The organism is Xanthomonas sp. NCPPB 1132 (genome assembly GCF_056629235.1).
Genome location: NZ_CM152819.1, coordinates 2,499,228 through 2,520,620, shown reverse-complemented (window position 1 = coordinate 2,520,620; position 21,393 = coordinate 2,499,228). Strand labels below are relative to the sequence as shown.

At 69.8% G+C, this 21,393-nt stretch carries 17 protein-coding genes; all 17 read left to right on the top strand.

Going from position 1 to position 21,393, the window contains the following annotated elements; genetic code table 11:
* The first annotated feature begins 315 nt into the window (after positions 1-315).
* Entirely contained in the window at positions 316-1,107 is a 792-nt protein-coding gene (gene fliR, locus AC1G9L_RS10635) for a flagellar biosynthetic protein FliR (protein ID WP_010343870.1), read from the top strand.
* Between the two features lie 232 nt (positions 1,108-1,339).
* The gene (locus tag AC1G9L_RS10630) at positions 1,340-4,252 is read left to right on the top strand and encodes a ligand-binding sensor domain-containing diguanylate cyclase (protein ID WP_481068988.1); all 2,913 of its coding nucleotides are present in this window, start codon (positions 1,340-1,342) and stop codon (positions 4,250-4,252) included.
* Between the two features lie 100 nt (positions 4,253-4,352).
* On the top strand, positions 4,353-5,483 hold the full coding sequence (gene flhB / locus AC1G9L_RS10625; protein ID WP_019800058.1) for a flagellar biosynthesis protein FlhB: 1,131 nt from the start codon (positions 4,353-4,355) through the stop codon (positions 5,481-5,483).
* Between the two features lie 17 nt (positions 5,484-5,500).
* Positions 5,501-7,561, top strand: a complete 2,061-nt coding sequence (flhA, locus tag AC1G9L_RS10620) for a flagellar biosynthesis protein FlhA (RefSeq protein ID WP_481071095.1) — start codon at positions 5,501-5,503, stop codon at positions 7,559-7,561.
* 170 nt (positions 7,562-7,731) lie between these two features.
* On the top strand, positions 7,732-9,369 hold the full coding sequence (gene flhF / locus AC1G9L_RS10615) for a flagellar biosynthesis GTPase FlhF (RefSeq protein WP_481068986.1): 1,638 nt from the start codon (positions 7,732-7,734) through the stop codon (positions 9,367-9,369).
* Positions 9,356-10,240: a MinD/ParA family ATP-binding protein gene (locus tag AC1G9L_RS10610; RefSeq protein WP_010341540.1), complete on the top strand. Its 885-nt coding sequence runs from the start codon at positions 9,356-9,358 to the stop codon at positions 10,238-10,240. The genes flhF and AC1G9L_RS10610 overlap by 14 nt, the downstream gene beginning before the upstream one ends.
* Entirely contained in the window at positions 10,237-10,986 is a 750-nt protein-coding gene (locus AC1G9L_RS10605; RefSeq protein WP_010341541.1) for an RNA polymerase sigma factor FliA, read from the top strand. The genes AC1G9L_RS10610 and AC1G9L_RS10605 overlap by 4 nt, the downstream gene beginning before the upstream one ends.
* Before the next feature lie 19 nt (positions 10,987-11,005).
* Positions 11,006-11,398, top strand: coding sequence for a chemotaxis response regulator CheY (gene cheY / locus AC1G9L_RS10600; RefSeq protein WP_010341542.1), 393 nt, complete (start codon positions 11,006-11,008; stop codon positions 11,396-11,398).
* A complete protein-coding gene (locus tag AC1G9L_RS10595) occupies positions 11,399-12,010 on the top strand; it encodes a protein phosphatase CheZ (protein WP_019800186.1) in 612 nt (203 codons plus the stop codon).
* Between the two features lie 4 nt (positions 12,011-12,014).
* Positions 12,015-13,778 (top strand): chemotaxis protein CheA, encoded by a 1,764-nt coding sequence (locus AC1G9L_RS10590; protein ID WP_481068984.1) that lies wholly within the window; start codon positions 12,015-12,017, stop codon positions 13,776-13,778.
* A gap of 325 nt (positions 13,779-14,103) precedes the next feature.
* A complete protein-coding gene (locus AC1G9L_RS10585) occupies positions 14,104-14,844 on the top strand; it encodes a flagellar motor protein (RefSeq protein WP_019801692.1) in 741 nt (246 codons plus the stop codon).
* A gap of 7 nt (positions 14,845-14,851) precedes the next feature.
* A complete protein-coding gene (gene motD, locus AC1G9L_RS10580; RefSeq protein ID WP_481068982.1) occupies positions 14,852-15,799 on the top strand; it encodes a flagellar motor protein MotD in 948 nt (315 codons plus the stop codon).
* Positions 15,799-16,581, top strand: coding sequence for a ParA family protein (locus AC1G9L_RS10575; protein ID WP_209029213.1), 783 nt, complete (start codon positions 15,799-15,801; stop codon positions 16,579-16,581). Before motD ends, AC1G9L_RS10575 begins: the two co-directional genes overlap by 1 nt.
* Complete coding sequence (locus AC1G9L_RS10570) at positions 16,578-17,951, top strand: chemotaxis protein CheW (RefSeq protein ID WP_481068980.1); 1,374 nt, start codon at positions 16,578-16,580, stop codon at positions 17,949-17,951. The genes AC1G9L_RS10575 and AC1G9L_RS10570 overlap by 4 nt, the downstream gene beginning before the upstream one ends.
* Positions 17,952-18,059: 108 nt before the next feature.
* Positions 18,060-18,368: an STAS domain-containing protein gene (locus AC1G9L_RS10565; protein WP_010341777.1), complete on the top strand. Its 309-nt coding sequence runs from the start codon at positions 18,060-18,062 to the stop codon at positions 18,366-18,368.
* Positions 18,365-18,730: a response regulator gene (locus AC1G9L_RS10560; RefSeq protein ID WP_010341778.1), complete on the top strand. Its 366-nt coding sequence runs from the start codon at positions 18,365-18,367 to the stop codon at positions 18,728-18,730. Before AC1G9L_RS10565 ends, AC1G9L_RS10560 begins: the two co-directional genes overlap by 4 nt.
* Positions 18,731-18,761: 31 nt before the next feature.
* A complete protein-coding gene (locus AC1G9L_RS10555; protein ID WP_371182250.1) occupies positions 18,762-20,765 on the top strand; it encodes a chemotaxis protein CheA in 2,004 nt (667 codons plus the stop codon).
* Positions 20,766-21,393: the final 628 nt, after the last annotated feature.

Here is a 21,393-nt window from a genome sequence, read left to right as displayed (position 1 = left end):
TTTCGGACGGGGCATCCTGCCCCGGCCGAAAACGGCGCACATCCTTGTGCGCCGCCCCCCTCCGGGGGGTTTGACCCGCCAGCTCCGCCGCTGCGGAGGGGACCCGGTGGAGCAAGAGCAAAACAACAGCAAAAACAACGGCAACGGCAACGGCAACAGCGATAGCTGCGGCCATGGGGGCGTTGTCTTGGGTGACCGTCGTGCGGTATCCGTTGTTGTTCGCGGACTCGCTGATCCGTCTTCGGCTGCAGACCGCTCGCGTCGCGCGATTGGCGCTGGCAGTTCCTTCGTGATGTCTGCCGGGGTCTCGGGCTGATGGATGCCGCCACGCAAATGGTCGTCGATGGGTCGCGGGCGTTCGCGATGATCGGTGCGGTGCTGTGGACGATGCTGCGGATCGGGGCGATGTTGACGGTGATGCCGATGGTGGGGAGCAAGGCGGTGCCGGGGCGGGTGCGGGTGATCCTGGCCGGGACGCTGGCCATCGCGCTGGCGCCGATCCTGCCGCCGGTGCCGGATTGGGATGGGTTCAATGCCGCGGTGGTGCTCAGCGTGGCGCGGGAGCTGGCGGTGGGGGCCAGCATGGGCTTCATGCTGCGGATGATCTTCGAGGCCGGGGCGATGGCCGGGGAACTGGTCTCGCAGAGCACCGGCCTGGGCTTCGCGCAGATGGCCGATCCGCTGCGCGGGGTTAATTCGCCGGTGATCGGCCAGTGGTTCTACCTGGCCTTCGGCATGATGTTCTTTACCGCCAACGGGCATCTGGCGGTGGTGTCGCTGCTGGTGGACAGCTACAAGGCGCTGCCGATCGGCACCGCCCTGCCCGATGCGCAGGCCATGGCCTCGGTCGCGCCGAACTTCTTCATGAGCATCATGCGCGGGGCGGTGACCCTGGCATTGCCGGTGATGGTGGCGATGATGGCGGTGAACCTGGCCTTCGGCGCGCTGGCCAAGGCAGCGCCGTCGCTGAACCCGATCCAGCTCGGTCTGCCGGTGGCGGTGGTGCTGGGTCTGGCGCTGCTGGCGGTGCTGGTCGGCGAGATGGGGCCGCCGGTGCAGCGCCTGTTCGATGCCGCCTTCGACGCCGCGCGCGCGCTGACCGCATAGCCAGAACTCAAGCTGCACCACAACGCGGCCGATACCGGCAGAAGGCTATCGTTGGCGCGCCAGGATGGGCGGCACCGCCGACCGTCCCGGATACCGCCGATCGCCGCGGTCCGTCCCTTCGTCCATCGCTCGCCGCACGCCATGCCCTATCGCTCGCCAGCGTCCGCTCGTGCCTGCCCTCGCCGTGTCCCACGGCGGTGCGGCGGCGGCTGAGCGTCGTATGCGCACGGTCATGGGGCGATCCCTGTGGTGGCCGCTCTGGCTGCTGCTGTCCACCCTGACCTGCATGGGGTCCACGCAGGCCCAAGTCATCCCGTTGCGGCACTACGCACAGGACCAGGGGCTGCTCGGCCTGGCCGGGACCTGCCTACTGCAGCGGCGCGACGGCAGCCTGCTGGTCTGCAGCGAAAGCGGGCTGTACACCTTCGACGGCGACCAGTTCCAGCAAGTGACGCTGCAGGGCCGGGGTGGCCATTACATCTCCGATGCCGCCGAAGATGCCGAGCGGCGGCTGTGGGTGGCCACCTTCGATGCGATCTATGTGGACGACGGCGCGCCGGCGCGGTGGATCCCACTGGAACACGACCGCCTGCCGTCGCATCGAAAGTTGAATCGCCCGCGCCTGGCCGCCCCGGCCTGGGGCACGGTGGTGCTGGACGACCGCCGCCTCCTGCGCGCGGTGCGCAAGGCCGATGCCAGCGGATGGGAGCTGCGGCCCCTGTTCGATGCGGCGATGCTGGCGCGGCAACCGGAGCTGGCCGACATCCACGACCAGTTCGTCGTCGACGACACGCTATGGCTGGGCTGCGCCAAGGCCTTGTGCCGGGTCGATGCCGACGGCCGCGCCACCCGCTACGACCAGGCCCACGGCCTGCCGCCCGACTTCTGGCGCAACGCGGTGCGGGACCGCGCCGGCAGCCTGTGGGTCGTCGGCAGCAACAAGGTGATGCGGCTGCCGGCCGGCGCGACGCGCTTCCAGGAGCAGACACCCCCTGGTCTGGAGGGGCCGACCCTGGTGACATGGCGCACGCCGATCCTGCTGGACCCGCAAGGCCGCGTGCTGGTGCGCACCAACCATGGCCTGGCGCGCTGGGAGGATGGGCACTGGCGCAGCTTCGACCGTCGCAACGGCCTGCCCGAGGGCAACCTCGTCGCCATGCGCTTCGACCAAGCCGGCGACCTGTGGCTGAGCATGGACGGCGAAGGCGTGCTGCGCTGGAACGGCTATGGCTGGATCGAGAACTGGGATGTATCGCAGGGCATCAGCCGGGCGCCGACCTGGAGCATCCAGCGTACCCAGCGCGGCGAGCTGCTGAGCGGCAACGAGGGCGGCGTCGACCGGCTGCGCGAGGACGGCCGCTTCCAGCGCTGGCCCAGCGACCACGGCACGCAGATGATCGGCCTGCGCCGCGCCGCGGACGGCACGCTGTGGAGCATCGGTTCGATCGGCGTGCTGCGCCACTACGACGCGCAGGGCCGGCTGCTGCGTGCGTATCCACCGCTGCACAGCGGCAGCGGCCGCCAGCGAATGGTGATCGCCAAGCAACTGTTCGTGGACGCGAGCGACCGCGTCTGGATCCTCACCGACGACGGCGTCTACCTGCTGACGCAGGCGACTGCGGACGCCGTCCCGCAACGGCTGTGGACGCTGCCCGGCGGCGAGTACTCGGATATCCAGCAGCGCCACGACGGCAGCGTGCTGGTGACCGGCGCCGCCGGGCTGTTCCGCCTGCGCGGCGACACCTGGACCCCGATCCGGTTGGTCGCGGACGGCGCGCCGGCGCAGCCGGTGCTCAGCAAGCTGCTGGTCCTGGACGACGGCCAGGCCTGGGCCAGCCTGTACGGACCGGGCGCATGGCAAGGCCGGCTGGACGGCGACACGCTGCACCTGCGCCCGGCCGACGTGCAGTTGAGCGGCCTGCAGATCTACAGCCTGCGCCACACCCGCAACGGCTGGATCTGGATCAGCCACAACCAGGGCGTGGACGTCTATGACGGACGCGCCTGGGCGCGGCTGACCCAGGCGCAGGGCCTGCTCTGGAACGACATGTCCGAGTCGGCCTTCCTGGAGGACCACGACGGGTCGGTGTGGCTGGGCAGCAGCCGTGGCCTCACCCATCTGCTGAATCCGGCGCGGCTGTTCCCGGCGCAGCCGCCGCGGTTGGTGCTCAAGGAATTCAGCCGCGGCGGCGTGCCCGTCGGCGCCGGCACGCGCCTGCGCTGGAGCGAGGACCCCCTGCATATCGCGGTCGGCTCGCCGGACCTGTACGACGAACGCAACCGCATCAGCTTCCGTTATCGCTTCGAGGGCGCGCATACCCGCTGGCTGCACACGCCCAACTTCGAATTCGAGCAACCGCCGCTGGCACCGGGCGACTACGTGCTGGAGGTGCAGTTGCTGGACGCATACCGGCGCAGCGCCTCGGCGCCGCTGCGGGTGGCGTTCTCGGTGGCGCCGGTGTGGTGGCGCAGTCAGCCGATGCTGGTGCTGTACCTGTTGCTGGGCGGCGGCCTGGTGGTGGCGCTGCTGCTGTGGCGCGAACGCCGCCTGCACCAGCGCCAGCGCGAACTGGCCGACCTGGTGGCGCGGCGCACAGAGGAACTGGAACACGACAAGCGCGAACTGGAGATCGCCCGCGCGGCGCTGGCGGTGAAGGCCTCGCACGACGCGCTCACCGGCCTGCTCAACCGCGCCGGCATCCTCGAGGCGCTGGCCGCGCAGATGCGCCGCAGCGACGCCGAACAGACACCGCTGGCCGTGGCGATGATCGACCTCGACCACTTCAAGCGGATCAACGACGAGCATGGCCATCTGGTCGGCGACGCGGTGCTGATCGAGGTGGCGCGGCGCCTGGGCGCCAATCTGCGCGACGCCGACCTGGTCGGCCGCTACGGCGGCGAGGAACTGCTGGCGGTGATGCCCGGATTGCCGACGAACTGCGGCGACCGGCTGCAGGCCTTGCGCACCATCATCGCCGAGCAGCCGCTGCGCATCGGCGAGCGGCAGTTGGCGATCACCGCCTCGATCGGCGTGGCCTGGTACCGGCCCGGCGAACCGCTGCAGCAGTTGCTGGCGCGCGCCGACGCCGCCCTCTACCAGGCCAAGCGCCTGGGCCGCGACCGGGTGGAGTTGCAGCCGGCCTAGCTGACGCCGAGCGCCGCGCCGCGGCGGCGCCCGGCCTCGCTCCCGGGACCGGCACGGTCCTTGCAGTGCGCAGGGTCGATCCTGGCCGAGCGCACCCCCGATGTCCGAGAGCGAAGAAGGCGCAGAGCGCACAGAACAGCCAACAGACAAACGCCTGCGCGAAGCCCGCGAGCAGGGCAACATCCCGCATTCGCGCGAGCTGGCGACGGCCGCGGTGTTCAGCGCCGGCGTCTTCGCCCTGATGGGCCTGTCCACCTCCATGACCGCCGGGGCGGTGGCCTGGCTGAAACAGGCGCTGCGCCCGGACCTGTCGATGCGCGAGCATCCGGAGGCGATGTTCGGCCATTTCGGCGACCTGCTGCTGAACCTGCTCTGGGTGGTGCTGCCGCTGGTCGGCATCTGCCTGGCGGCCAGCTTCGCCGCGCCGGTGCTGATGGGCACCCTGCGCTTCTCCGGCCAGGCGCTGATCCCCAAGTTCGACCGGCTCAACCCGATGAACGGGCTCAGCCGCATGTACGGCGCCGAGACCATCGTCGAGCTGCTCAAGTCGATCCTGCGCATGGGCTTCGTCGGCGGCGCCGCGATGCTGTGTCTGTGGGGCAGCACCGACTTCCTGCGCGGCCTGCTGCTGCAGCCGCTGGAACAGGCCATCGGCCACGGCCTGGGCTTCACCCTGCGGCTGCTGCTGTACACCGCCGGCGCACTGGCGCTGCTGGCGGCAATCGATGCGCCCTATCAGAAATGGAATTACATCCGCAAATTGAAGATGACCCGGGAGGAAGTGCGCCGGGAAATGAAGGAAAGCGACGGCAGCCCCGAGGTCAAGGGCCGTATCCGCCAGATGCAGATGCAGATGTCGCAGCGGCGGATGATGGAAGCCGTGCCCAAGGCCGACGTGGTGGTGGTCAACCCCACCCACTACGCGGTGGCGCTGAAGTACGAGAGCGGGCGCATGCGCGCCCCCACCGTGGTCGCCAAGGGCGTGGACGAGATCGCCTTCCGCATCCGCGAGGTCGGCGAGCAGCACCGCGTGGCGGTGATCTCGGCCCCACCTTTGGCACGCGCCTTGTATAGGGAAGGCCAACTCGGCAAGGAAATTCCCGTGAGACTGTATTCCGCGGTGGCGCAGGTCCTCTCGTACGTCTACCAGCTGCGCGCCTGGCGCAGCGGGCCGATGCCGCCGTTGCCGCCGTTGGAAGTGGATGAATTCGCCCCGGGGAGCCAGCCATGAGCCAGCCTGCCGCGCAGATGAACACGCGCAAAGTGATGGACATGATCAAGCACGGGCTCGGCGCCCCGGTGATCGTGTTGCTGATGCTGGCGATGGTGGTGGTGCCGCTGGCCGCCCCGGTGCTGGACGCCCTGTTCACCTTCAACATCGCCATCTCGCTGATGGTGCTGCTGGCGGTGGTGTACGTGAAGCGGCCGCTGGAGTTCAGCATCTTCCCGATCGTGCTGCTGATGACCACGATGCTGCGCCTGGCGCTGAACGTGGCCTCCACCCGCGTGATCCTGATCAACGGCCAGGGCGGCCACGGCGCGGCCGGCAAGGTGATCGAGGCCTTCGGCGAATTCGTGATCGGCGGCAACTATGCGGTCGGCATCGTGGTGTTCGCGATCCTCACCATCATCAACTTCGTGGTCATCACCAAGGGCGCCGGACGCGTGTCGGAAGTGACCGCGCGCTTCATCCTCGACGCCATGCCCGGCAAGCAGATGGCGATCGACGCCGACCTCAACGCCGGCCTGCTGACCCGCGAGGAAGCCAAGGCCCGCCGCGAGGAAGTGCGCGAGGAAGCGGACTTCTACGGCTCGATGGACGGCGCCAGCAAGTTCATCCGCGGCGACGCCATCGCCGGCATCCTGATCCTGTTCATCAACCTGATCGGCGGCATGGCGGTCGGCGTCCTGCAGCACGGCATGCCGGTGGCGCAGGCCGCCTCCACCTACACCCTGCTGTCGATCGGCGACGGCCTGGTCGCGCAGCTGCCGGCACTGCTGGTGTCCTCGGCGGTGGCGATGCTGGTCACCCGTGCCTCGCGTTCGCAGGACATGGGCGCCTCGATGATGGGCCAGGTGTTCGGCCAGCATAAGGCGCTGGCGGTGGCCGCGGCGATCCTGGGCCTGGTCGGCCTGATCCCGGGCATGCCCAACGTCGCTTTCTTGACGCTGGCGCTGATCCTGGGCGTGCTGGCCTGGAAGATGTGGAAGCGCAGCCTGCAGCCGACCCCGGCCGCCGCCGAGGCGGCGCCGCAGGCTGCGGCCGCGGCCCAGGCCAACGCCGAACTGGGCTGGGACGAACTGCGCCCGATCGACCCGCTGGGCCTGGAAGTGGGCTACCGGCTGATCCCGCTGGTGGACAAGGCCCAGGGCGGCGAGTTGATGGCGCGGATCAAGGGCGTGCGCCGCAAGCTGACCCAGGACATCGGCTTCCTGGTGCCGCCGGTGCACATCCGCGACAACCTGGAACTGCCGGCCAACGCCTACCGCCTGCTGGTGCATGGCGTGCCGGTGGCCACCGCCGACATCCACCCGGACCGCGAACTGGCGCTGGACCCGGGCGGCGCGCTGGGCAAGATCGACGGCATTCCCGGCAAGGACCCGGCGTTCGGCCTGGATGCGATCTGGATCCAGCCGCACCTGCGCGCCCAGGCCGAGACCATGGGCTACACCGTGGTCGACCCGGCCACGGTGATCGCCACCCACCTTTCGCACCTGATCCGCGAGCACGCCCCGGAACTGCTCGGCCACGAGGAAGTGCAGCAGCTGCTGGCGACCCTGGCCAAGAGCGCGCCCAAGCTGGTCGAGGACCTCACCCCCAAGGCGCTGCCGCTGTCGGTGGTGGTGCGGGTGCTGCAGAACCTGCTGATCGAGAAGATCCCGGTGCGGCAGCTGCGCAAGATCGTCGAGGCCCTGGTCGAGCACGCCCCACAGAGTCAGGAACCCGGCGCGCTCACCGCCGCGGTGCGCAACGCCCTGGGCCGGTTCATCGTCCAGGAGATCGCCGGCATGGCCCCGGAACTGCCGGTGTTCACCCTGGCCCCGCAATTGGAACGTGTCTTGCAGGACTCTACCCAGGGCAACGGCGCGGCGCTGGAACCCGGACTGGCCGAGCGCTTGCACCAAAGTCTGGCGGACTGCGTGAGCAAGCAGGAGGCGCGCAACGAACCGGCCGTGGTGCTGGTCCCGGCGCAGGTCCGCGCCGCCCTCGCCCGCCTGGTCCGCCACAGCGTCCCCGCGCTGTCGGTCCTGTCCTACAGCGAAGTGCCGGAGGACAAGCGGCTGAAGCTGGTGGGGACGATCAGTTGAGATGACGGGAATCGGGAACAGGGAATGGGGAATCGCACCCTTGCCCCGGCAGCGGAGAGAGCAATGAACACGATCACGAAAAACCAGACACGACACCGCGGCCCGCCACGTATCGGCACCGATCACGCATCCATTCCCCATTCCCCATTCCCCATTCCCGGCTCCCACCCATGAAGATCAAACGCTTTGTCGCCCCCGACATGCGCACCGCCTTCCGGATGGTGCGCGACGAGCACGGGCCGGATGCGGTGATCCTGTCCAATCGGCGTACCGACGAGGGCATCGAGATCGTCGCCGCCAGCAACTACGACGAGGCCCTGGTGCAGCGGGCGCTGGATGCGGTGCGCCCGGACGAGGCGCCGCGCGCCGCGGCCGCGCAGGCAGCGGCCGCTCCCGCCCCGCGCGCTGCACGGAGCGACAGCGCCGCCGCCAGCCCGGCGATGGCGATGATGGCCGCGATCAGCGAGCGCCGCGGCAGTGCCGCGCCGGCCGCTCCCGCCGCACGGCCGCTGACCCAGCCGGCCGCCCTGGCCGCCTCGGCGATGCCCGCCGCGGCCGCCCCGGCTGCCGCCGCACGCCAGGCCGCCCCGGCCAAGGCCGCGGCACCGGTCACCGGCCGCGCCGACTTCAGCATCCCCGAGGACGTGTTCCGCAACGCCCCGATCAGCGTACCCATGCCCAGCCCGTTCGCCGCCGCAACCCCGGCCCCGGCCCCGGCCGCGGAGGCCATGCCGGCCTGGCGCGACGACGTCGCCGCGGTGGCGCTGACCCCGCTGGCGAGCCCGAGCACGGCTCCGGCCCCGGCCGCGCCGAGCGTGGCCAAGGCCGACGCGCCGGCCGCTGCCGGAATCCCGGCGGCCGCCACGCTGGCGGCGGTGCCGACCTTCCCCGCCCCGCAGAACGACGAACAATTGACGCAGCTGCGCGACGAACTGGCGCTGATGCGGCAGATGATCGAGCGCGAGATGAACCGCCTCACCGACGAGCGCCTGCGCGGCTCGCCGGTGCGCGCCCAGGCGCTGGAGCTGATGGACGACTACGGCTTCGACAGCGGCATCACCCGCGACGTGGTCATGCAGATCCCCGCCGACCTGGAGCTGCACCGCGGCCGCGGGCTGATGCTGGGCCTGCTCTCCAAGCGCCTGCCGATCGCCGCGCTGGACCCGCTCGAGGAAGGCGGCGTGATCGCCCTGATCGGCCCGACCGGCGCCGGCAAGACCACCACCATCGCCAAGCTGGCCTCGCGCTTCCTGGAGCGCCATGCCGCCCGCGACGTGGCCCTGGTCACCACCGACACCATCCGCGTCGGCGGCCGCGAACAGTTGCACAGCTACGGCCGCCAGCTCGGCATCGCCGTACACGAGGCCGACAGCGACGCCGCGCTGCAGCAGCTGCTGGAGCGGCTGGCCGACTACAAGCTGGTGCTGATCGACACCGCCGGCATGGGCCAGCGCGACCGCGCCCTGGCTGCCCAGCTGCACTGGCTGCGCGCCTCGCGGGTGGTCCGATCCTTACTGGTACTCCCCGCCAACGCCCATTTCTCCGACCTGGACGAGGTGGTGCGCCGGTTCGCCGGCGCCGACCCACAGGGGGTCATCATGACCAAGTTGGACGAGACCGGGCGGTTCGGCAGTGCCTTGTCGGTGGTCGTGGACCACCGCCTCCCCATCACCTGGGTGACCGATGGACAGCGTGTGCCGGACGACCTGCACCGCGCCAACGCCGCCAGCCTGGTATTGCGCCTTGAAGATTTGCGGCGCGCTGCCGATAAGCCCTGTACTCCGGAGCAGACCCATGCCGTCGCGTGACTACGTCAATCTGACCAATGCCTTCCCCCTGTCGGCGACGCGCAGCGAACCGCTGGGTCCGGTGCGCACCATCGCCGTGACCGGCGGCAAGGGCGGCGTGGGCAAGACCAACATCTCGGTGAACCTGTCCATGGCGCTGGCCGACATGGGCAAGCGCACCCTGCTGCTGGACGCCGACCTGGGCCTGGCCAATGTCGACGTGCTGCTGGGGCTGACCCCCAAGTTCACCGTGGCCGACCTGGTGGCCGGGCGCTGCACCCTGGAAGAGGTGCTGATCGACATGCCCAACGGGCTGATGGTGGTGCCCGCCGCCTCCGGCCGCCGCTACATGGCCGAGCTGCCGCCGGCCCAGCACGTGGGCCTGGTCAACGTGTTCTCGGAACTGCAGCGCGAGCTGGACGTAATGATCGTCGACACCGCCGCCGGCATCACCGACAGCGTGCTGACCTTCTGCCAGGCCGCGCAGGACGCGGTGGTGGTGGTCTGCGACGAGCCGGCCTCGATCACCGACGCCTACGCCCTGATCAAGGTCCTCTCGCGCGAGCGCGGGGTGGACCGGGTGCAGATCGTCGCCAACATGGTCCGCGACCTCAACGAAGGCCGCCTGCTGTACGACAAGCTCAGCCGGGTCTGCGAGAAGTTCCTCGGCGATGTGTCGCTGAACTACCTGGGCTGCGTGCCGCAGGACGACTGGCTGCGCCTGTCGGTGCAGCGCCAGCAGCCGGTGGTCAAGGCCTACCCGTCCAGCCCGTCGGCGCAGGCGATCTCCGAGATCGCCCGGCGCACCGCGCGCTGGCAGGCGCCGACCGCCCCGCGCGGCAACGTCGAGTTCTTCGTCGAACGCATCATCCAGCGCGGGGTGGCCGCATGAACGCCGCCGCCCACTACCGCGCCGTCCAGCGCAACAGCGCCAACGACTACATCACCCAGCACTCGGACCTGGTCCGGCGCATCGCCCACCACCTGGCGGCGCGGCTGCCGGCCAGCGTCGAGATCGACGATCTGATCCAGGCCGGCATGATCGGCCTGATCGAGGCCTCGCGCAGCTACGACGCCGAACAGGGCGCCTCGTTCGAGACCTACGCCTCGATCCGCATCCGCGGCGCGATGATCGACGAGATCCGCCGTGGCGACTGGGTGCCGCGCTCGGTGCACCGCCGCGCCCGCGACGCCGCCTCGGCGATCCGCAAGATCGAACAGAGCACCGGCCGCGCCGCCGCCGCCAACGAAGTGGCCGCGGCGATGGACATGCCGCTTCCCGAATACCTGCGTTTGATGGAAGATGCCGCCCGCGGCCAGGTGCTGAGCCTGGAGTCGCGCATCGAGGACCATGGCGAGCTGGATACCATCGCCAAGGGCGGACCCAATCCGCAGCAGATGCTCGAGCGCAGCGAATTCGGCCGCGAGCTGGGCAAGGCGATCGCGCAGTTGCCCGAACGCGAGCAGTTGGTGCTGTCGCTGTACTACGAGCAGGAATTGAACCTCAAGGAAATCGGCGCGGTGCTCGGGGTCAGCGAGTCGCGCGTGTGTCAGATCCATGGCCAGGCCACGGTACGGTTGCGCGGACGCCTGAAGGCGTTCGAGGTCGCCGATGCCGGTCTGGAAGACGAAGAATAGGAACCCTCAGGAGTCAGTGGTGAACAAGAACATGCGGATTTTGATCGTGGACGATTTCTCGACGATGCGACGCATCGTCAAGAATCTGCTCGGCGATCTGGGCTTCACCAATACCGCCGAGGCCGAAGACGGCAACAGCGCCCTGGCCGCGCTGCGCTCGGCGCCGTTCGAGTTCGTGGTCACCGACTGGAACATGCCGGGCATGACCGGCATCGATCTGCTGCGCAACATCCGCGCCGACGACAAGCTCAAGCACCTGCCGGTGCTGATGGTCACCGCCGAGGCCAAGCGCGAGCAGATCATCGAGGCCGCGCAGTGCGGCGTGAACGGCTACATCATCAAGCCGTTCACCGCGCAGACGCTGCAGGAGAAGCTGGGCAAGATCTTCGAACGCCTGGGAGCGACCGCCTAAATGGAAGCCACCGCCGAACGTACCGCCCTGATCGAACGCCTGCAAGGCGCGCTGGACGCGCTGGAAAACGGCGACGAGGCCGGCTGGCGCAGGGAGATCGACACCCTCGCCGCCTGGCGCACGCGGCCGATGATGCAGGGCCTGAGCCGGCTCGCGCGCGATCTTGGGCAGGCGCTCGGCGAACTGCCGGTGGTGCCCAGCGAGGCCGGCGAGCTGGACGACGCCTGCTCGCGCCTGGACCACGTGGTGGAGATGACCGAACAGGCCAGCCACCGCACCCTGGACCTGGCCGAGGAATGCCGTGCGCTGGCCGACCAGCTCGCCGCCGGCGGCCTCAGCGGCGACCAGGGCGAGATCCTCGACAAGATCCGCCACAACCTCACCGAAATGGCCCTGGCGCAGAGCTTCCAGGACCTGACCGGGCAGATCATCCGCCGCGTTGCCGGCATCGTGCGCCGCGTGCACGAGGGCTTCGGCGCGTTGGGTCTGCCGCCGAAGGAAGAAAACAGGAAGGCCGACGGCAGCCTGGCCGGCCCGGCCCTGCCCGGCCTGGACCGCCACGGCGTGTCGCAGCACGACGCCGACGACCTGCTGTCCGGACTAGGACTGTAACTTTATGAGCGCCGTACCCGACGACATCGCTGCCGACTTCATCATCGAGGCCCAGGAAATCCTGGACCGGCTCGGCGAGCAGTTGGTGTCGCTGGAGCAGGCGCCCGAGGACAGCGGCCAGCTCAACGCCGTGTTCCGCGGTTTCCACACGCTCAAGGGCGGCGCCGGCTTCCTGGCGATCAACGCCATGGTCGAGCTGTGCCACGCCGCGGAGGAAACCCTGGGCATGGCCCGCGCCGGCCAGGCCACCCTGCAGGCGCGGCACTTCGACGCCGCCCAGCAGTCGCTGGACTACCTGCAGTCGATGCTCGACGCCTTCGGCAGCGGCCAGGAGCCGCCGCGCGCGCCGCCGGAGCTGATCGCGCAGTTCGACGCGCACGGCGACGCCGCGCCGGCACCGGCACCGGCCAAGAGCGCCGCGCCGGCGCCCGCCGTAGCAGCGGCCGCCATCCCGGCCACCGCCGCGGCTGCGGGAGACCTGATCAGCGACGACGAATTCGAGGCGCTGCTGGACCAGTTGCACGGCGATGCGCCGCCGGCGGCCACGCCGCAGGCGCTGCAGCCGGCGCCGCGTGCGCCCAGCGCCGCGCCCAAGGCCGCGGCCGCCCCGGCCAAGGCCGCCGAGCCCGAGCACACCGTGCGCGTGGACACCAAGCGCCTGGACGCGATCGTCAACCTGATCGGCGAACTGGTGCTCTCGCGCAACCGTCTCAAGACCCTGCGCGTGCGCCTGCGCGACGAGGAACTGGACCGCGCGGTCAGCAGCCTGGACATCGCCACCGCGCGCCTGCAGTCGGCGGTGATGCGCACGCGCATGCAGCCGGTCGGCAAGGTGTTCTCGCGCTTCCCCAAGGTGGCGCGCGACGTCGCCCGCTCGCTCAACAAGGAAGTGGAGCTTGAGCTGATCGGCGCCGACACCGAACTGGACCGCAACCTGGTCGAGGCGCTGGCCGATCCGCTGGTGCACCTGGTGCGCAACGCGATCGACCACGGCATCGAAGCCCCGGCCCTGCGCGAAGCCACCGGCAAGCCGCGCGGCGGCCATGTGCGCCTGTCGGCGCAGCAGGAAGGCGACTACGTCAGCATCGAGGTGCAGGACGACGGCGCCGGCATCGACCCGGAACGGCTGCGCGCCAAGGCCCGCGAGAAGGGCCTGATCGACCCCGAGGCCGCCGCCCGCCTGACCACCGAGGAATGTCTGCACCTGGTGTTCCTGCCCGGCTTCTCGACCAAGTCCGAGGTCACCGACATCTCCGGCCGCGGCGTCGGCATGGACGTGGTGCAATCGCGCATCCGCGAACTCAGCGGGCAGATCCAGATCCAGTCGGAACTGGGCCGCGGCAGCCGCTTCCTGATCCGCGTGCCGCTGACCCTGGCGATCCTGCCGACCCTGCTGGTGCAGGCCGGCGACACCGTCTATGCGCTGCCGCTGGCGCGCGTGGTGGAAGTGCTGCATGCCCCGCGCCGCTCGCTGGGCTGGTTCGACGGCCGCGCCGTACTCGACCGGCAGTCGCACACCCTGCCGCTGGTGGACCTGCGCCAGTGGCTCAACATCGACGCCCCGCAACTGCCGCTGCTCACCGTGGTGGTGCTGCAGGCCGGCGAATCGCGCATGGGCCTGGTCGTGGACCAGGTCCGCGGCCGCGAGGAAGTGGTGATCAAGCCGCTGCCGCGCTCCCTGCGCGGCCTGCCCGGCTACGCCGGCGCCACCCTCATCGGCGACGGCCGCCTGGCGCTGATCCTGGATGTGGATGGCTTGAAGGCTTGAGGAGCTGGGATTGGGGATTCGGGAGTGGGGATTCGCAACGGCGACTTCCCTGGCGCCTCGTTTTCCCTGATTCCGCCGTAGGAGCGGCTTCAGCCGCGACGCGGTGAGGCTGGGATTGACGATAGCACGCACAGCGCAGTGCCAATTGCCGAGACGATCCGAACGATTGTGCTCAGGTAACGCGCCAAGGTCCGCGCGTCGCGGCTGAAGCCGCTCCTACGGCACACCGACCAACCCTCTGCCCTCGCGCTCTTGCGAATCTCCAATCTCCAATCCCAAATCCCGCCCCCATCAAGTCCCAAGCCCCGTTGCCGATACCTCCTGCATGGACAAGCTCAGTCTCATCGGCCTGCTGTTGGCGATTCTGTCGCTCATCGGCGGCAGCATCCTCAAGGGCGCCGGCATTTCGGCGCTGTGGTCGCCGGCTGCGTTCGTGATCGTGATCGTCGGCACCGTCGCCGCGATCCTGGTGCACACCCCGCCGTCCGTGTTCCGCCGTGCGTTCCAGATCGCCAAGTGGATCCTGTGGCCGCCGCCGAGCGATCGCCAGGCGCTGCTCAAGCAGATCGTGGAATGGAGCAACATCGCGCGCCGCCAGGGCCTGCTCGGGCTGGAGAACCAGGTGCCGCAGCAGCAGGATCCGTTCGTGCGCAAGGGCCTGCAGATGCTGGTGGACGGCGTGGAGCCGGAAGCCATCCGGCACATGCTGGAGATCGACCTGGACGGCCAGGAACATTGCGACCTGGCCGCGGCCAAGGTGTTCGAGGGCATGGGCATCTACGCACCGACCCTGGGCATCATCGGCGCGGTGCTGGGCCTGATCGCGGTGATGAAGAACCTGGCCGACCCGAGCAAGCTCGGCCACGGCATCGCCGCCGCGTTCACCGCCACCATCTACGGCATCGCCTCGGCCAACCTGCTGTTCCTGCCGATGGCCGCCAAGCTCAAGAGCGTGATCAAGCACAGCTGCGGCGAGCGCGAAATGATCATCGAAGGGTTGATCGCCATCGCCCAGGGCGAGAACCCGCGCAACATCGAATCGAAACTGGCCGGATTCTTGCATTGAGTTGCCAATGGCCCGCAAGCACTCCCACGACGAGCACGCCAACCACGAGGCATGGGCCATCCCCTATGCCGACCTGATGACGTTGCTGCTCGCCTTTTTCGTGGTGATGTACGCGCTGTCCACGATCAACGAAGCCAAGTACCGGGTCATGGCCGACGCGATGAGCGCGGCGTTCGGCGGCACCCCGACGACCCTGCGCCCGGTGCAGGTCGGCGACCACGCGCTGCAGGGCCAGGGCGGCGAGCGGCCGACCCCGATCAAGTCCAGCCCGGCGCTGACCCTGCCCGACCCCAACCGCCTGCCCTCCGGCACCGCGCAGCGCGGCGACGACCTGCGCGATGCGCAGCAGCTGCGCCGCGCGCAACGCCAGCTCGACAGCATCGCCGACCGCCTCGGTGCCGCGCTGGCGCCGCTGATCCAGAAGAAGCTGATCACCGTGCGCCGCGCCGGGCTGTGGATCGAAGTGGAGATCAACAGCGACATCCTGTTCGGCTCCGGCTCGGCCGCGCTCGACCAGAGCGCACGCGCCACTCTGGCGGAACTGGCGCAGGTGCTGTCCGGCGTGCCCAACGGGGTGCGCGTGGAGGGCTATACCGACAACACCCCGATCGCCACCGCGCAGTTCCCGTCGAATTGGGAACTGTCGGCGGCGCGCGCGGCCAGCGTGGTCCACCTGTTCGCCGACCAGGGCCTGCAACCCTCGCGGCTGTCGATGATCGGCTACGGCCAGTTCCGCCCGCGCGCCAGCAATGACACCCCGGCCGGCCGCAACGCCAACCGCCGCGTGGTGCTGGTGATCCTGGCCGATTCCGGCGACAGCAGCGATCCGACGCCGTCGGCCCCCGACCGTCTCAGCGCCGGCGCCACGCCGGCCACCCCGACACCCCCCGCCGCGGCGGCCGCCGGCAGCGCCGGCGGGCCCCGCGCAGTACCTGCCATTGAAGGAGTCAACTGATGCGCATCTGGGCGATCGCCAACCAGAAAGGTGGCGTGGGCAAGACCACCACCACGCTGGCCCTGGGCCGTGGGCTGGCCATGCTCGGGCACCGCGTGCTGATGCTCGATCTCGATCCGCACGCCTCGCTGACCCGTGCCTTCGACGTGCCGCAGGAACCGCAGCCGCCGGGCGTGCTGGATCTGTTCGGGACGCCGCCGGGCGAACTCGCCGCGCTGGCCCGCGACACTGCGGTCGAGCGCCTGAGCTTCGTCTGCGGGCAAACCGCGCTGGCCACCCTGGAACGCCGCAGCGCCAACCAGCCCGGCCTGGGCCTGGCGCTGCAGCAGGCCATGGCCCGCCACGCCGGCCAGCACGACTACATCCTGCTCGACTGCCCGCCGACCCTGGGCCTGCTGATGATCAACGCGCTGGCCGCGGCCGACCGCGTGATCATCCCGACCCAGGCCGAGCCGCTGGCCCTGCACGGCCTGGCCAGCATGGTCCGCACCGTGGACATGGTCGAGCGCTCGCGGCGCCGCCCCCTGCCCGCCTCGATCCTGCCGACCCTGTTCGACAAGCGCACCCGCGCCGGCAACGAGACCCTGCGGCAGATGCAGGACAGCTACGGCGAGCGGGTCTGGGAAGACGCGATCCCGGTCGACACCAAGATCTGCAACGTCAAGGCGCTGACGGTGGCCGGCGTGCCCGGCGACTACCCCGGCCGCGGCCTGGCCGCCTACCGCCGCGCGCTGGAATGGCTGGTGGCCAGCGATGCGACGCCGATGGAGCAAGCCGCATGAGCACTCCCGGCATCATCGACGATTATCTGGAAGGCCTGCTCCACGACGTGATCGCGGAGGAGCAGAAAGCCGTGCCGCCGAGCCCCGCGCCGGTCGCGGTCGCCGACGTGCAAGCACAAACCGAGACGCCGGCACCGGCCCCGGCCCCCGCCGGCCCGACGCCCGAACAGATCGCTGCCGCGGTCCTGGCCGAAGCCGACTCCGATCCGGCACTGGCCGGCATCATGTCGCAGCAGGCGCTGGCGCCCGCCCCGACCGGCCCGACTCCGGAACAGATCGCCGCCGCAGTCCTGGCCGAAGCCGACTCCGACCCGGCCCTGGCCGGCATCATGTCGCAGCAGGCACTGGCGCCCGCTCCGGCTGGTCCGACGCCCGAAGAAATCGCTGCCGCGGTCCTGGCCGAGGCCGATTCCGATCCGGCCCTTGCCGGCATCATGTCGCAGCAGGCGCTGGCACCCGCTCCGGCTGGTCCGACGCCCGAAGAAATCGCTGCCGCGGTCCTGGCCGAAGCGGATTCGGATCCCGCCCTGGCCGGCATCATGTCGCAGCAGGCGCTCGCACCCGCCCCGACCGGCCCGACGCCCGAACAGATCGCCGCCGCCGTCCTGGCCGAAGCCGATTCCGATCCGGCGCTGGCCGGCATCATGTCGCAGGACGCGCCCGCGCCTGTCGCGTTGACCCCGGCCCAGCAGGCCGAGCGCCAGGCCGACCTGGATGCGGTCGCGGCGATGGAGCGGCAGCGTGCCGCCGTGCCGCGCGATCTGGCCGCCGAAGACGATGCCGCCGCCGCGCACGCAGTCAAGCGCCCGCCGATGGCGGTGCCGCCGGAACGCCGCGCCGAGGCCAGCCGCGCCCAGGCCGCCGGCGCCAAGCTGCCGCCGAACCTGCAGTCCTTCATGGCCCCGAGCGTGCCGCACGGCTCGGCCATCGCCCCCGACCGCCTGTCCGAGCGCCGCACCCGCTGGCTGCGCCTGCGCTGCGGCGAGCAGGCCTACGCGCTGGAGCTGCTGAAGGTGCAGGAAGTGGTGCTGCCGGTGCCGCTACTGGCGCTGCGCGGCACCCCGCCGGCCATGCTCGGCATCATGAACCTGCGCGGCCAGGTGGTGCCGGTGCTCGACCTCGGCGTGCACCTGGGCGCGGCCCCGATCGAGATGGACATGCAGACCCGGGTGGTGGTGCTGGAAGAGAACGGCGAGACCCTCGGCCTGCGCGTATCGGCCGTGGAAGACGTGGCCAGCCTCAGCGACCAGCAGATCGAGCCGCCGGACAACGCGCGTATCTGCCGCATTTCCAATCATCTGTTCCGCGGCGTGGCGCGGCTGGCGCAACAGCCGATGATCCTGCTCGACGCCGAGCAACTGCTGCACTGACCCGGGCCGGCGGGCGGCAACTGCGAACGGTGCCGCACTTTCCAACCGCCGCTAAAGCTTTTCAGGCCACGGCCGTTATCTGCCATAGACCATTGGTGCGGAGTAGTGATGAGCACAGTCCCCCTTGGCGAAGATCTCGGTATCGAGACCAGCGCCGACCTGAAACAACGCCTGACCGCGTTCCTTGCGTCGGACGACGTGCTGCGGCTGGACGCCGGCGAGGTCCGCCGCATCCATACCGCGTCGGTCCAGGTGCTGTGCGCATTCGTCGATGCCCGCCGCAAGGACGGCAAGCGCACCGAATTCGAGGCCTGCAACGCGACCTTCCGCGACGCGGCCCGCCTGCTAGGGGTCAGCGAATCGCTGGGCCTTCCTGCAACCCCTGACAATCTGAAATCTGTGGAGAACGCGGCATGAGCGCACGTATCTTGGTTGTGGACGATTCGGCGTCGATGCGCCAGATGGTCTCCTTCGCCCTCACCTCGGCCGGCTTTGCCGTCGAAGAAGCCGAAGACGGCGCGGTCGCACTGGGCCGTGCCAAGGGCCAGCGCTTCAACGCGGTGGTCACCGACGTCAACATGCCGAACATGGACGGCATCACCCTGATCCGCGAACTGCGGCAGCTGCCGGACTACAAGTTCACCCCGATGCTGATGCTGACCACCGAGTCGGCGGCGGAAAAGAAATCCGAGGGCAAGGCCGCCGGCGCCACCGGCTGGCTGGTCAAACCGTTCAATCCCGAACAGCTGATCGCCACCGTCCAGAAAGTCCTGGGCTGATCCCTTCCCTCCTTTTCCGGATTCCCGCCCCATGAGCATGGACCTGCAACGTTTCCACGCCACCTTCTTCGAGGAAAGCCGCGAAGGGCTGGATGCGATGGAAGCCGGATTGCTGTCGTTGGAAGAAGGCAATCGCGACCCCGAGACCATCAACTCGGTGTTCCGCGCCGCGCACTCGATCAAGGGCGGCGCCGCCACCTTCGGCTTCGAGGCGATGGCCGGCCTGACCCACGTGCTGGAGACGCTGCTCGACGAGCTGCGCGCCGGCAAGCGCGAAGTCGAAGCGCACGCGATCGACGCCATCCTCGGCTCGGTGGACGTGCTGCGCGCCCTGCTGCGCGAAGCCGAGCACGGCGTCCCGGCCGATCCGGCCGCGGTGAAGGCCGTGCACGACCGCCTGCAGCACGCACTGAACGGCGGCCCGGCCGCACCGGCCGCGGCCACCCCGGCGGCGAACCAGCCGGCCGAGCCGGAAGCCTGGCAGATCGGCTTCACCCCGGCGCCGTCGCTGTTCATGAGCGGCAACGACCCGCTGCGCATCATCCGCGAACTCGAACACCTCGGTCCGCTGCAGGTCGCCTGCCGCACCACGCGCATGCCCGGCTTCGCCGAACTCGACCCGCTCGAGGCCTACCTGGCCTGGGACCTGGGCCTGGTCGGCAAGATTCCGCGCAGCGCCATCGAAGACACCTTCGCCTGGGTCATCGACGATTGCGAACTGGAGATCCGTCCGGTGCCGCCGCCGAGCCTGGCTACTGCGCCGGCACCGGTGCTGACCGCGCCGCCGACCGCCGCCACCGCCGCGCCGGCCGCCGCCGTGGCCGCCAACGCACCGGCCGGCAACGCCGCCGCCGCGCACGAAGCGGAAAGCTCGATCCGCGTCAGCGTCGACAAGGTCGATGCGCTGATCAACCTGGTTGGCGAACTGGTCATCACCCAGGCCATGCTCAAGCAGGTCTCCACGGGCCTGGACCAGGCCGTGGCCGAGCGCCTGTTCGCCGGCCTGGACCTGCTCGAACGCAACACCCGCGACCTGCAGGAAGCGGTGATCGGCGTGCGCATGCTGCCGGTGGACGCGGTGTTCCGCCGCTTCCCGCGCCTGGTCCGCGACCTCTCCACCCGCCTCGGCAAGCAGGTGCGCCTGCGCACGATCGGTGAGGGTACCGAGCTGGACAAGGGCCTGATCGAGAAGATCGCCGATCCGCTGGTGCACCTGGTGCGCAACTCCATCGACCACGGTCTGGAACTGCCGGAGGCGCGCCGCGCCGCCGGCAAGGACGAGACCGGCACCATCACCCTGGCGGCCTCGCACCAGGGCGGGCACATCGTCATCGAAGTCAGCGACGACGGCGCCGGCCTCAACCGCAACCGCATCCTGGCCAAGGCCGCCGAACGCGGCATCGCGGTGCCGGACAACCCGAGCGATGCGCAGGTCTGGGACCTGATCTTCGCCCCGGGCTTCTCCACCGCCGACGCGGTCACCGACCTGTCCGGCCGTGGCGTCGGTATGGACGTGGTCCGCCGCAACATCCAGGGCCTGGGTGGCGAAGTGCAGTTGGAAAGCGAATCCGGCCGCGGCACCCGCGTGCTGATCCGCCTGCCGCTGACGCTGGCGATCCTCGACGGCATGACGGTGGCGGTGTCGGGCGAAACCCTGATCCTGCCGCTGGCCTACGTCATCGAGGCGCTGCAGCCCAAGGCCGACGACATCCGCACCATGGCCGGCGAAGGCCGCGTGCTGCGGGTCCGTGGCGAATACCTGCCGATCCTCTCGCTCAGCGACTCCTACGGCTTCGGCCGCATCGAGCAGAGCGAAGAACCGCTGGTGGTCGTGGTCGAGGCCGACGGGCAGAAGCTGGCGCTGGAAGTGGACGAGCTGATCGGCCAGCAGCAGGTGGTGGTCAAGAACATCGAGAACAACTACCGGCGCATCAGCGGCATCTCCGGTGCCACCATCCTCGGCGACGGCCGCGTCGCCCTGATCGTGGACATCGGCGGCCTGGTCCGCTCGCTGCGGGTGCAGCAGGCGGCTTGATCGCACCGCCTGGCGCGTCGCGTCACACACGAGCCCCGGCAGCGATGCCGGGGCTTTTTGTTTGCGGTGCGCGCCGCAGCTCCACCTGTTCGCGCACGGTCGCCGCGGACAGGCGCGATGTGCGCTGCATGCGGCGCTAAAGAATTCCCTGCGCCTGTCGATACAAAATCAAGCGCACGCTTTTTGTCTACATCGGTGCGTGCCGGCACGGCCTGGGGAGGTCCACCGGCGCTTCAGAGGGAACGATCGGCAGACACGCCGGTCGCTGAAGTCGAATACCAAACGGGGGAAGGTCACAAGGCCTGAGGACTGATCTTTTCGTGCATGCATGCCATGCGCGCAGGCTCGACTTGCAGTTTTTCGCCACACGTTTCGTCCAGGTCGCACCACACCCCGGATCCCCGGCGCACCGCAACACGCGTCGTTTCTTCTCTCGTACACGGGGGCCCAGCATGCATGCGATCTTGCGACACCAGGACGCATCCACCGAGACGACCATTCGTCGCCACAGGCGATTCCAGGTGCGGATCGGGCATGCCAACGCCATGGTCACCGTCGCGATTGCGGCGCTTTCGCACGCCTTGCCCAAGGCGTCGCCAGTCATCACGCCATGTGACTGCCGACGTCT